At 36.5% G+C, this 11,982-nt stretch carries 11 protein-coding genes and 2 rRNA genes; 6 read left to right on the top strand and 7 right to left on the bottom strand.

Going from position 1 to position 11,982, the window contains the following annotated elements; translation table 11 throughout:
* From DNK85_RS11780 to DNK85_RS07385, 4 genes are all read left to right on the top strand, one after another.
* Window positions 1-217 (top strand): 23S ribosomal RNA (locus DNK85_RS11780); the annotation flags it as partial.
* Between the two features lie 46 nt (window positions 218-263).
* Window positions 264-378: ribosomal RNA gene (gene rrf / locus DNK85_RS07395) — 5S ribosomal RNA — on the top strand.
* A gap of 450 nt (window positions 379-828) precedes the next feature.
* A complete protein-coding gene (glpK, locus tag DNK85_RS07390; protein WP_119328944.1) occupies window positions 829-2,322 on the top strand; it encodes a glycerol kinase GlpK in 1,494 nt (497 codons plus the stop codon).
* The gene (locus DNK85_RS07385; RefSeq protein WP_235842408.1) at window positions 2,322-3,233 is read left to right on the top strand and encodes a Dyp-type peroxidase; all 912 of its coding nucleotides are present in this window, start codon (window positions 2,322-2,324) and stop codon (window positions 3,231-3,233) included. The genes glpK and DNK85_RS07385 overlap by 1 nt, the downstream gene beginning before the upstream one ends.
* Here DNK85_RS07385 and DNK85_RS07380 read toward each other — a convergent pair.
* From DNK85_RS07380 to DNK85_RS07365, 4 genes are read right to left on the bottom strand one after another with little or no spacing between them, the layout of a single operon-like run.
* Window positions 3,210-3,665 carry a GNAT family N-acetyltransferase gene (locus tag DNK85_RS07380; RefSeq protein ID WP_119328943.1) on the bottom strand — a complete coding sequence of 152 codons (456 nt, stop codon included), beginning with the start codon at window positions 3,663-3,665 and terminating at the stop codon, window positions 3,210-3,212. The two genes, DNK85_RS07385 and DNK85_RS07380, sit on opposite strands and share 24 nt — an antisense overlap.
* The gene (locus DNK85_RS07375; protein ID WP_119328942.1) at window positions 3,655-5,136 is read right to left on the bottom strand and encodes a RimK family protein; all 1,482 of its coding nucleotides are present in this window, start codon (window positions 5,134-5,136) and stop codon (window positions 3,655-3,657) included. The genes DNK85_RS07380 and DNK85_RS07375 overlap by 11 nt, the downstream gene beginning before the upstream one ends.
* A gap of 38 nt (window positions 5,137-5,174) precedes the next feature.
* Window positions 5,175-6,437, bottom strand: coding sequence for an aspartate aminotransferase type Ic (locus DNK85_RS07370; RefSeq protein ID WP_119328941.1), 1,263 nt, complete (start codon window positions 6,435-6,437; stop codon window positions 5,175-5,177).
* A 3-nt stretch (window positions 6,438-6,440) separates the two neighbouring features.
* A complete protein-coding gene (locus DNK85_RS07365; protein ID WP_119328940.1) occupies window positions 6,441-6,953 on the bottom strand; it encodes a RipA family octameric membrane protein in 513 nt (170 codons plus the stop codon).
* A 242-nt stretch (window positions 6,954-7,195) separates the two neighbouring features.
* Here DNK85_RS07365 and ssb point away from each other — a divergent pair, with 242 nt between their 5' ends.
* Entirely contained in the window at window positions 7,196-7,723 is a 528-nt protein-coding gene (gene ssb, locus DNK85_RS07360) for a single-stranded DNA-binding protein (protein ID WP_119328939.1), read from the top strand.
* 118 nt (window positions 7,724-7,841) lie between these two features.
* Window positions 7,842-8,921: a hypothetical protein gene (locus DNK85_RS07355; protein ID WP_119328938.1), complete on the top strand. Its 1,080-nt coding sequence runs from the start codon at window positions 7,842-7,844 to the stop codon at window positions 8,919-8,921.
* Between the two features lie 231 nt (window positions 8,922-9,152).
* Here DNK85_RS07355 and DNK85_RS07350 read toward each other — a convergent pair whose 3' ends face one another.
* The 3 genes from DNK85_RS07350 to DNK85_RS07335 all read right to left on the bottom strand — a co-directional run bounded on the left by DNK85_RS07350 (window position 9,153) and on the right by DNK85_RS07335 (window position 11,734).
* On the bottom strand, window positions 9,153-9,575 hold the full coding sequence (locus DNK85_RS07350; RefSeq protein WP_119328937.1) for a hypothetical protein: 423 nt from the start codon (window positions 9,573-9,575) through the stop codon (window positions 9,153-9,155).
* A gap of 190 nt (window positions 9,576-9,765) precedes the next feature.
* On the bottom strand, window positions 9,766-10,665 hold the full coding sequence (locus tag DNK85_RS07340; protein WP_119328935.1) for an APC family permease: 900 nt from the start codon (window positions 10,663-10,665) through the stop codon (window positions 9,766-9,768).
* 172 nt (window positions 10,666-10,837) lie between these two features.
* A complete protein-coding gene (locus tag DNK85_RS07335) occupies window positions 10,838-11,734 on the bottom strand; it encodes a class I SAM-dependent methyltransferase (RefSeq protein ID WP_119328934.1) in 897 nt (298 codons plus the stop codon).
* Window positions 11,735-11,982: the final 248 nt, after the last annotated feature.

Below are 11,982 nucleotides of genomic sequence, written 5' to 3'. Positions count from 1 at the left end.
GACGGAAGACAGCGGACGGAAGACAGAGTTTGGATCAAGCAAGCTTGATGGTTTTAGTATTTAAATTAGACCATCGCGCAGCGATTCGATAACTGTCCTCCGTCTTCCGTCTTCCGAACTGAAGGGTTGTTGAAGACTACGACGTTGATAGGCTGGCTGTAGAAGTGCAGTAATGTATGAAGCTAACCAGTACTAATTGCCCGAGAGACTTGGTTATTACTCTATGATAGATTGTTAAAGGTTTTTAGAGAACCTACAAGTTGCTTGGCGACGATAGCAAATCGGCACCACCTGACTCCATTCCGAACTCAGAAGTGAAACGATTTAGCGCTGATGATAGTGTGGCATTCGCCATGTGAAAGTAAGACATTGCCAAGCATATTATATTCCACCTGAGCTTTTGCCATGTGACAAATTTGTTGGGAACAAATTTGATCAATGGAAGCATGACATTGACCATGTAATGGCGTAAGGCAGGATGCCTGAAGTTAAGTAGGACACCGCCAAATTATTCAACATTGAAAGACGATGGCACATCGCAAAACAATACATATTCAAAAGGCTCCTTAGGGAGCCTTTTTGCTTTGTGGCATACGATTTGTAGTAAACCCTTCCATGGTGATCATTCCGGACTTTGAATTAATGCTCGGGGGAAACCCCTTGCTTCAAAGTCGTTAAAAGCAGTGCTTTTAACCCATTCCGAACTGACGAAGTGAAACTGAATAACGCCGATGATAGTGTATTTATCAAAAATACCTCGTTTATATTGTATCTTGGCGACCTTAACGTATATGATGTTGGCGGAGTTAATGATAAGGAGACGTATCCATGTCGCAATATATTCTAACACTCGATCAAGGTACGACGAGTTCACGCGCGATTATATTTAACCAAAAAGGTCAAGTGGTTGAAATGGCGCAACAAGAGTTCAGACAAATTTACCCAAAACCTAGCTGGGTTGAACATGATCCCAAAGAAATTTGGAGCACACAGGCAGCAGTGGCTGCTACAGCCATTACTAAAGCAGGTATTAATGGTAAGAATATTGCCGCTATTGGCATTACTAATCAGCGTGAAACAACGATTGTTTGGGAGCGCGACACGGGCAAACCGATTTATAATGCAATTGTATGGCAGGACAGACGCACAGCGGATTTCTGCAATAAATTAAAAGCTGAAGGTCATGCTAAAATGATCCAAGAAAAGACGGGATTGGTGATTGATGCCTATTTCAGTGCCTCTAAGATCAAGTGGATTCTTGACCATGTTGATGGTGCGCGTGAAAAAGCCAGACAGGGTAAGCTATGCTTTGGTACGGTGGATACTTGGCTTATGGCTAAGTTTACTAATTTACGTCTACATGCAACAGATGCAAGTAATGCAAGTCGCACGATGCTTTATAACATCCACACCAATCAATGGGATGATGATTTATTAAAGCTCTTTGATATTCCTAGAGAAATGATGCCTGAAGTAAAATCCTCAAGCGAAGTGTATTCGCAAACTGCAACTACTCTTTTTGCAACAAAAATCCCAATAGCTGGTGTGGCAGGAGATCAACAAGCAGCATTATTTGGACAAATGTGTACTGAGCCTGGGATGTTAAAAACAACCTATGGTACCGGATGTTTTATGATGATGAATACAGGAAATACTCCTGCTGTTTCAAATAATAATTTATTAACAACAATCGCTTGGCAACTCAATGGCAAAACAACCTATGCGCTTGAGGGAAGTGTCTTTATGGGTGGTGCTGTTATTCAATGGTTAAGAGATGAGTTAGGTATTTTGCAAAATGCCGCTGATAGTGAAAGGCTTGCATTGTCCGTTGCCGATAATGGTGGTGTTTATTTAGTACCTGCAATGGCAGGGCTGGGTGCGCCTCATTGGGATCAATCAGCACGAGGTTCGATCTTTGGTTTAACGCGAGGTAGCTCTAAAGCGCATATTGCGCGTGCGGCATTAGAGAGCATTGCTTATCAGGTGGTCGATATTGTCAATTCACAAATATCAGATACTAATATTCCATTAACTGAGATGCGTGTTGATGGAGGTGCTGTGGCAAATAATTTCTTAATGCAATTCCAAGCGGATATGCTTAATGCTAAAGTGATTCGACCACAAGTACTAGAAACAACGGCATTAGGTGCTGCTTATTTAGCAGGTCTTGCTGTTGGTTATTGGTCGGATGTTAATGAGTTAAAATCGTTATGGTCTGTTGAAAAAGAGTTTACAAGCTCACTTAATAACGAACTACGCACACAATATACTAACTATTGGCACAAAGCAGTAACACGAGCAAAAGGGTGGAGTGAAGACTAATGATCAAGATCCCAAAATATCAGCAAGGTATTTTAGAAAACTTACCGTCATCGGCAATTTATTTATTTTTTACATTGGAAAATAAAGATAAGCTAAATGAGGTTATGCAAAGTTTGCGTCAATTGATTGATGGTCAATCAATAGTAATTGGCTTGGGTGAAGCGCTGATGCATAAAGCGGAGCTAAAAAGTGACTTCAAGGCATACACACCAACAATAAAACAGCAAAAACTTGCACCTAAAACACACTGCGATCTAGTGCTTTGGTTAAGAGATAATGATCAAGGTATGCTAATGCATAAGGCGCGTCAAATGATTGCTGTTGCAAGTGACGCCTTTAAATGCACGGATATCTCACGTGCTTGCACTTACCTTACTTATCGAGAAAATGGCAAACTCATAGATCATGATTTATCGGGCTTTGAGGATGGTACAGAAAATCCTGAAGGTGATGATCAATTTAATACCGCGATTATTGTGAGCGAGGATAAACATTTGGATGGTTCGAGTTTTTGGGCTATTCAAAAGTGGCAGCATGATTTTGCTTGGCTTGACAAAGCAAGTCAGCAAGTCAAAGAAGAAGTTATTGGGCGAAGCTTGGATGATAACCGTGAATTTGAAGATAATAAACCGTTTGCTCATGTTAAACGCACAGCACAAGAGAGTTTTGAACCTGAAGCATTTATGTGGCGCCGCTCGATGCCATGGATTAATGATCAACTGGAGGGAGGATTGATGTTCTCGTGTTTTGCCACGAGCTTTTATCCTTTTGAAGCGCAGTTCTTACGTATGACAGGTGAGGAAGATGGTGTTGTCGATGGCTTATTTAAGTTCTCAAAGATATTATCAACACAGTTTTTATGGTGCCCCCCTTTTGTTAAAGGTAAGTTAGTTTTGCCTAAGTTTGAGTAAGTATTTTTTCATTCTATAAGCGCTATCACCATTGTGATAATAATGATGTAAAGTTTTACCAATAATAAATCCCAATCTCTGATATAGATGAATAGCTCTTAAATTGTTGATATTAACCTCAAGAAAAAGATTTTTAATATTGGTGTCTAAATGATTTATTGTGTACATGATAAGTTCATATGCTATGCCTTTTCCTTGGTGTTCAGTAGAAACAGCAAGTGAGTAAATGCGTGCGCTATGACGATGCGTGAATAATAAGATATAGCCTATAATTTGTTGATGATCATGCGCAATAAATAGTTTATTCTTTAATGAGCGAATATGGTAATAAAATTGGGCTTTACTTAATTTATCACTGCTAAACAGAGAGTTTTCAAGCTCAACAAGTGCTGTAATATCCTTAGTTTGTGCCAGACGAATCTCAGTCGTCATAATGGACTCTCTTATGTTCCATACGATTAACAAATTCAAGCATGATTCTGCTGTAAAGCTCATCACTTAAATAACTATCTTCCCATGGATGATCCAGTGATGGGTTGTCATTAATTTCAATAACAGTAGGTTTGTCACCAATCATCTTGATATCAACACCATAAAGATCATGTCCAATTAAGCGGCATGCTTTAAGTGCTATTTTAATGACGTCTTTGGGTACTTGATGGATACCAAATGCTTCTGCAGGTCCAGCGGTAACGTTCTTTTTGCCATGATTTACAATTTGCCAGTGGTTGGGTGCCATGTAGTACTTACATGCATACAGAGGCTTATTGTTTAATACTCCGATACGCCAATCATAATCTGTATAATGGTATTTTTGCGCAATAATAATCGATGACTGAGATAAAAGTATATTCAGCTCATTTACCAACTCATCTTTAGTTTTCGCTTTTTTAACGCCTTGAGAGAATGAACCATCAGGAACTTTTAAGACAATCGGCAGACCTAGTTTTTTTATTAATGCATCACAATCTGGTGGTATGTTACTGCGGAAAACAAAATAAGACTCAGGCATGTCAACATGATTTTTTTCCATCAAATTATGTAAGTACACCTTATTGGTACAGCGCATAATTGTTTGTGTGCTATCCATGACAACAAGATTATTTTCTTCTGCTTTTTTGGCAAATGCATAGCTGTAGTGGTTAATTTGAGTGGTGGTACGGATAAATAGGCCATCATACTCAGGTAGACGTGCATAATCTTCTTTGGTAATCAGATCAACATCAACACCTAGTGCGCGTCCTGCTTTGATAAATTTTTTAATCGCTTGATTATTGCTTGGTGGCAGTGCTTCAGTTGGATCAACAAGTATTGCCATTTCATAACGATATTGCTTTTGTGAACGTGGTTTACGCCAGACTTTGGTACTAAAATCACTTAGTGCATTTGCAAAAAAAGTTTCTTCCGCGTCATTCAAACTTTGTAGAGAAATGGTTTGTAGGCTATGTATTTGCCAATCACTAGTCGTCTTAATGAAGCTTAACTGTAACAGTGGTGCATTATAGATATCAAAGATTTTACGTGCAAGTTTGGCAAAACCTAAATGAGAGGACCTGCCAAAGTAGAGTTTGATACATGCAGTATTGTCGTGAGCAAGTTGCTCTAAAGTATCAATAGCTTGTGCATTAAGTCGGATATTTAGAAGACTAAATGATAAATCGTCAAGATGTTGAAGATTATTTAATGTGCTGACACTAGGAATGACTTTATCGCCATTTGCTTCAGCAAGGAGCGAGGCATAATATCCTTGACCAAGATAGTCTGTATCCTCTGACAAATTGATCAAATACGAGTTGTGGTGGTGCTTTGTGGTTAAGTAATCTTGTATCGTCTGTAAATTATCCGTTGGAAAATAAGGGGCCCAAAGATCAAGGTGATCAACGAGTATTTTAAGATCTTTCATGCATATTTCTTCCTTAGCAGAGAAAGTTGAATATGAGGTTATTGGCGCTCCAATGTTGCTATTTTGGTAACAACAGCTAATACCTCAGTGGCAGCTCTAAGCTCAGAGACTGTTGGCAATGAAGGTGCGATACGAATATTAGTGTCGTTAGGGTCTTGGCTATAGGGATAGGTAGCGCCTGCATTGGTCAGCTTAACGCCCGCACCTTGTGCCATCTTAACGATTTTCTTAGCAAGCCCTGGCTGACTATCAAAACTAATAAAATACCCACCTTTAGGCTTACGCCATTGTGCAAATGTCCCATCGCTGCCAAGCTCGGTACTAAGCACCTCATTAACAATATCAAATTTAGGTTTTAAAATACTGGCATGTTTTGCCATATGTTGCATAAAGATATCTTTATTTTTAAGCAGTTTTAAATGGCGTAGTTGGTTAATCTTATCGTGGCCAATCGTTTGTGCTTTTAGCTGTTTTACTAGCCAGTCATAGTTGTCTTTATTGGCTGCGATAATAGCAACGCCGGCACCGGCATAGGTTATTTTTGAGGTTGAAGCAAGCATAAATACGCGATTTGGATTACCTGCTTTGTTGCATTCATTGAGAATATCAAGGATTTTGACTTGATTATCCATGTCTAAATGATGTACAGCATAGGCATTATCCCAAAAAATTCTAAAGTCGCTTGCAGCTGTTGTCATTGTTGCAAGACGTCTAATCGTATCATCACTATAGCTTTCACCGGTTGGGTTACTATACTTAGGCACACACCACATGCCTTTGATTCCACTGTCATTAGCAACCAGTTGTTCCACACGATCCATATCTGGACCATTGCCAGTAAGTGAGATATTTATCATCTTAATACCAAAAGACTCACAAATAGCAAAATGACGATCATAGCCAGGTGTTGGGCATAAAAACTTGATTTGACCTTGTTCAGACCAGCTTTGTGCTTGATTTGGTAGCTTATGTATCAATGCTTTAACAAGTGTGTCATACATTAAGTTAAGTGATGAATTACCACCAACAATTATTTGACTGGCATTAATGTCAAGCACATCAGCAAAAAGGTTTTTGATTTCAGGTAGACCTGTAAGCAAGTCAGGCGGACTGTAATTGCGATAGTCAGGAGGAAGTATCACTTCTTGATGACTAAGGTTGTTAAGTAAATCATCTGACAGATTAAGTTGTTCAACACATGGTTTGCCTCGAGTCATGTCAAGCTTTAAGCCTTGATCAATAAAAGATTGATAACGCGATTTCAGTTGTGCCAGTTCATCTTTGACTAACGTTGTGGTCATTACTTATTTCCCCCAAGAAATCACAAGATAAATATAAATGCCAATATATAGTAAGAAGAACACAAAGGGCATATAAGTTTCAATACGCTTAAGTGGTGTGAAAGAGCCTTTTTGCAATGCAGTAACGCGCTCAGCCGAAAAGATTGGGCTAGAAGGTAGACGTTTCTCGAGTGCACCGATGACCTGTTCTTTGATGTTAACCGTATGACGGTAAAAACGCACAACACGCCACCAGCAGTAGCAAATCGCTAACAATCCTAATAAAGGTAATACCAGCAAGCCAAGTGATAACTCAGTACTTGAGCGGCTAATGCCAAGCGCCATAATACCAACGATAGCAATGTTAGTGATAAGGAAAAATAGATTAATCGAAACGCGACGAAAGCTTGCACGATCTGCCATTTCAACGTAGATTTTATATTGTTCTATCAACAGCGAATAATATTGTTCATTACTGAAATGATCTTGTTCTTCATTCCACAAATTATCCATGTTGATGTTATCATAACGACTCATGAATGATTAACTCCAATTTGTTATCAATTTTACGTCATTCAGATTAGCAGATTTGTATGCAATGAACTATGGCAAAATGGCGTATTATGCAATAAAAAAGATGCATTAAGCTCTAGCAATAATACATTACATTGCGGTCTACATAACTGTTAAGTTTGTTAATAATCTTTAGTGCAAGGCGTGTTAACTCTGCAGTCATTATGGTACTATAGATTGGTGAATTTTAGAATAAAAGGTGATTTATGGCTAAGGGTACAGTAAATAAGGTGATTTTGCTTGGGCGATTGGGTGCTGATCCAGAGGTACGCTATATGCCAAGTGGGATGTCAGTTGCTAATTTAAGATTAGCCACCAATGATGGTTATAAAGATCGTCAAACAGGACAGTTTGTTGAAAATACTGAATGGCATCGTGTGGTGGTATTTGGTAAGCAAGCAGAGACTGTGGCACAATACACGCAAAAAGGTTCATTGCTGTATATTGAAGGCCGTATTCGTACCAATAAATGGCAGGACCAAAATGGTCAAGAGCGTTATACAACTGAGGTTGTTGCTACGGAAATGCAGCTAATGGGTGGGCGCAATGACGGGCAAAATAATGGGAATCCGCAACAAAGTAATGCACAAGCTCAATTTAGTCAGCCATCAGCGCAACCACAACCTGCGGCAGGAAGTAGTGCATCATACAATCAGGCACAGCAATCAAAACCTCAAACACAACCAGACTTAAGTCAACTTAACGATTTTGATGATGACGATATTCCTTTCTAATATTTAGATGCATAGTAAAGTTTGTTTAGTGAACCCGCAATGATAAGATCACCATTACAAAGCATTTTGCAGAATTTTTGGTTTTGCGTCTTGCATGGCTATTGATTAAGATACTTTCATGAAGGTTTTATCGAATGTTGTTTTTGTTATCATTATTTTACTAACAAGCTTAAATAGTCTTTATGCTAAAGATTACGAAATACATACAAAAGATAGACCTAAAATTTTTTTATTCATTAGTGGCATTCATCATCTCTCTGATTTAAAACAATATTCTAAATTTTTAGAAAATAAGAATATTTATGGAGTGCAAATATTATTCAGATGGAAAGACTTGGAAACTAGTAAGGACAAGTATGATCTTAAATTAATTGGGGAAGCCTTAGATTATCTAGATAGTTTGAACAAGAAACTATGGATTCAATTACAGGATAGAAGTTTTATACCCACCGATATTCCAGTTCCAAAATATATCTTATCTAAAGAATATAATGGTGGTATTGCAAAACAACGAAATGCAGATGGCTACAGCGGATGGATCACAAAACAATGGAATAAAAAAGTAAGAGATAGGTTTCAAAAACTAATAACTGCGATATCCAAAAAGTATGATGGTAAAATTTATGGCATTAATCTTCCAGAAACAGCTGTAGATTTAGAAAAAATGGATGATACATTTTGCCATAGTTACTTTGATGCTACATATGAAAATATGATTTTTTTAAATCAATCCTTCAAACAAACTAAAGTTGTGCAATATGTTAATTACTTTCCTTGTGAGTGGGCAAATAATAAAGGCTATACCGCTAAAATATTTCAATATGCTATTAAACATTCAGTGGGACTTGGCTCTCCTGATATTGTCCCTTGCTTAAAAAATCAAATGAGTAACACGTACCCATTATTCCATAAATATAAAGATAAATTATTTATTGCAATGGCAGTCCAAGAGGCTGACTATTGGAATATAAGACAAGTAACAGGTCAAAACTTTAGAATGGCTGAGTTTTATAACTTTGCCAAAAACTATTTAGGTACAGATATTATTTTTTGGGGAGTCAGTGAGCCGAATTTTTCAAAACGTGTATATCCAGAAATTCAGTCAAATAAACTATTCAATTCAAAAATAAATGCCAAGTTATCAGATTGTAAAAGCAGTATTCCTAAATACTATGAATACCCAAAATTAGATTTGTAACTTTTCGCTTTTTCTTAATCTGTAAGAAAAAATATTTCAATTATTATCCGTTTCTCTATTGATAGTCAAAGGTGTTATTTTATAGTCATTCTAATAAATACCCATATATCTTTAACCTATATCAGTAATAGGTTATCAAGGTCACGGTTGATCGGTTATATACTGGAATGACTATAGATAAGTAATGGTGAGTTAAAATATTCAGTATAAGAGAATAAAAATATAATGAAGTCAGTTATATAACTCTCCTTTAATTTTGCTTTTTGACTGCATTAATAATACAAATAAAAACATAAATAAAATACTTATAATAATAACCACTATTTGATCTAAAGGGAAAATAAGTAGGCTAATATGGTGTAGAATGGATGTGATCGTCAATAAAAGGATAAAGGCTAAAAGTAATAGCGCATCAGATCGTAAGGAACCATATTTTTTACTACAAAATAAACTATAAATAATCAACAAAAATAATAGCAAAATGGTTAAATAAATCAAATTGTACATCCCCGACCAATAAACGAAAAATGTGCAAGCCATAAAGCCTAAATAAGCAAATAATTGGTGAAATGGCAGTTTAAGTGCACGTGGTGATTCCGGTACTGCTTTTCTTAGCACAATCAAAGCGATAGGCCCTGAAATGCAACTTAACATCACCAAAGAGGAGAGAAAGTCAACCAATTCTGCCCAGCTAGGAAAGGGGAGTAAGAAAATAATACCAATAATAAAATTTACCCATAAGCAGTATATAGGCGTATCACAAAGATTAACCTGTTTGAGTTTTTTAACCGAAAAAATAATACCAAGTGCATTTAATACGCGAGCAGTAACAGCAGTGTAGACATTAGCTGTGCCAAGGGGCGAGATGATTGCATCTGCAAATAAAATAATAAATAGATAGATAGTTTAAACTTAAAAGCCCCAAAATACCAAGTAGAGGTGCTGTTGCATTAAAAGTTGATTGTGGTGGCAATCCAAACATGAAAGCCAAAGATAAGGAAGCGTACATTGTTAAGCCAATAATAATAGGGAAAATGACAGAAAGTGGTAAAGATTTATGAGGATTTTTTGCATTGTTGGCAAGGATTAGTCCATTTTGGAATCCAGTAAAAGCAAATGCTAGGCCAGAAGAAGTAATGGCTAATAATATATTATTCATATTAAATGGTTTGGTATTGGCGTGATAGCTGAAGGTTGAGGTGCTGCCGTAATAAATGATAATGATAAAGGCAATAACAATGGGCAATATTATTTTCCATAAGCTAATACCCATATTAGTTTTAGCTACTTTATTGATGTGAAGCATATTAAATAAGGTTAATATCAACATGATTGCAATAGCACAAAGTGTACCTACTATAGACAAAGTAACTTTACCATTTTGACTATAGACTAATTGTGGTAACCAATAGCCAAGATATTGAATAGTTCCTTGTGATTCAAGTGGTAAATAAACAACATAGCTTAACCAGCCTATAGTGATGATAAGAAACCCTAAGCTTTTTGAGTGGGTAAGGTCAAGATAGCGCATAAACCCGCCTGCAAGAGGGAAAGAGCTAACAACTTCAGCAAATGTTAAAGCAATAAGAAAGATTAAAAATGCAGTAATAATCCATGATAGAATGACCCAGGCACCTGCTGACTCAAAGCCATAATAAGGGGAGAATAACCACCCTGTCCCAATCATACCTCCTGTTGAAAGCAAGATAAGTTCGAAGGTTCCAAGCGTTTTTTTATTTGTCATGATACTGCCTAGAAAAGTAAAATATCTACTATGTTAAAGTAAACCAATTAATAGACATCGTCAATATATCAAATTTCCTTATTTCCCCCTGTGGGTAAAAGCTGTTGTAATCTGTAAAAATTCAAAACAAGTATGTTAGCAAATAAATATAATTTATGTCACTTGTCCATATTTATTGTGGGGGAACCAATTTTTTAGCAACGACTGTAGGGAACATTCTTTGTTTATCCCATGTTAACTGAATATTGCTAAACCCAATTTCCCTTAGCAAACCAATAAACTCATCTTCTGTCATATAGCAATTCCATTTGACATCAAGAATATCTTTAAATAGAGTCTTCTGTTTCATAAGCCACTCAAAATCAATTTCGTTCATATTCCATGGACTCTCAGCAGTACATGTTGGTGGTGGTGTTAAGAAGCTTGTTAATAATATTCCTTCATTCTTCATTGCATTATAAAAAACCTGATATAATGTCTTAACTTTATCTGCTGCTTGAATGTAAATATTTAAACCGTTACTGACTACAAGATCATACTTATCTTTTTCCTTAAAGCTAAAGATATCCTGCTGGATAAATTGATATGCATTTTCTAGCACATGGTTATGATATTTCTTTGAAATTTCAACACTTACTTTGCCATCAAAATCAAGTGCATCAATCTTTATATCCGTAATATGTTTATCCTTAATATCAAAAAATTCTGGAAGCAAACCACATGGCGCAGCTAATATATTTAAAGCACCTTTATTAATTTCAGCTTGAATCACTTGTTTAAAAAAACCAAAACGTTCTTGAGTTGCTTTAACAGCTGGAAAATTTTCCAAAAGAAGCTGATCATAATAATTTATATTTTCTTTCTGATCTGACTTATAATTTGGAAAGTTAACCATAACATCAGTCCAATAACCATTTACCCCTCTATGTTCAATTAAAAACCTCCCAAGCGCACTTTTCTTTAATTCATTAAATATTTCAAGCAAAGCACTTTCTTGACCGATGCGTGATTTGATTTCATCACATGATTTATCAAAATTTGTATAATGTTGGTGTGACAAGCTTGCCATACTCCTCTCCTAGAGCAGAATCTTTATCATATGCTAAGAGACAAATCATATCACAAGCAACACGTGCTGCGCCAGAGAATAAATACTTCACCAGCAGCTCCCGCTGTGTTTTTTATTGTTGATAGCCTTAATAGGTGCTTTTTGAAAAAAATAAAATGCCCTGCCATCTTTAACAGCATTTTAAACTTTTATGTCGTATCAAAAAATTCTAGGGTATATCAAAAGCATATAGTTCACGGTATGTCATG

The organism is Cysteiniphilum halobium (assembly GCF_003574425.1).
GTDB lineage: Bacteria > Pseudomonadota > Gammaproteobacteria > Francisellales > Francisellaceae > Caedibacter > Caedibacter halobius.
Note: the sequence above shows the minus strand (reverse complement) of the source record. Positions and strands in the feature narration are given on the sequence as shown.

Bases quoted from the DNA above. Each gene is read 5' to 3' on its own strand.
- glpK (WP_119328944.1), top strand. From the start codon at position 829: ATGTCGCAATATATTCTAACACTCGATCAAGGTACGACGAGTTCACGC.
- DNK85_RS07385 (WP_235842408.1), top strand. From the start codon at position 2,322: ATGATCAAGATCCCAAAATATCAGCAAGGTATTTTAGAAAACTTACCG.
- DNK85_RS07380 (WP_119328943.1), bottom strand. From the start codon at position 3,665: ATGACGACTGAGATTCGTCTGGCACAAACTAAGGATATTACAGCACTT.
- DNK85_RS07375 (WP_119328942.1), bottom strand. From the start codon at position 5,136: ATGAAAGATCTTAAAATACTCGTTGATCACCTTGATCTTTGGGCCCCT.
- DNK85_RS07370 (WP_119328941.1), bottom strand. From the start codon at position 6,437: ATGACCACAACGTTAGTCAAAGATGAACTGGCACAACTGAAATCGCGT.
- DNK85_RS07365 (WP_119328940.1), bottom strand. From the start codon at position 6,953: ATGAGTCGTTATGATAACATCAACATGGATAATTTGTGGAATGAAGAA.
- ssb (WP_119328939.1), top strand. From the start codon at position 7,196: ATGGCTAAGGGTACAGTAAATAAGGTGATTTTGCTTGGGCGATTGGGT.
- DNK85_RS07355 (WP_119328938.1), top strand. From the start codon at position 7,842: ATGAAGGTTTTATCGAATGTTGTTTTTGTTATCATTATTTTACTAACA.
- DNK85_RS07350 (WP_119328937.1), bottom strand. From the start codon at position 9,575: ATGTTAAGTTGCATTTCAGGGCCTATCGCTTTGATTGTGCTAAGAAAA.
- DNK85_RS07340 (WP_119328935.1), bottom strand. From the start codon at position 10,665: ATGACAAATAAAAAAACGCTTGGAACCTTCGAACTTATCTTGCTTTCA.
- DNK85_RS07335 (WP_119328934.1), bottom strand. From the start codon at position 11,734: ATGGCAAGCTTGTCACACCAACATTATACAAATTTTGATAAATCATGT.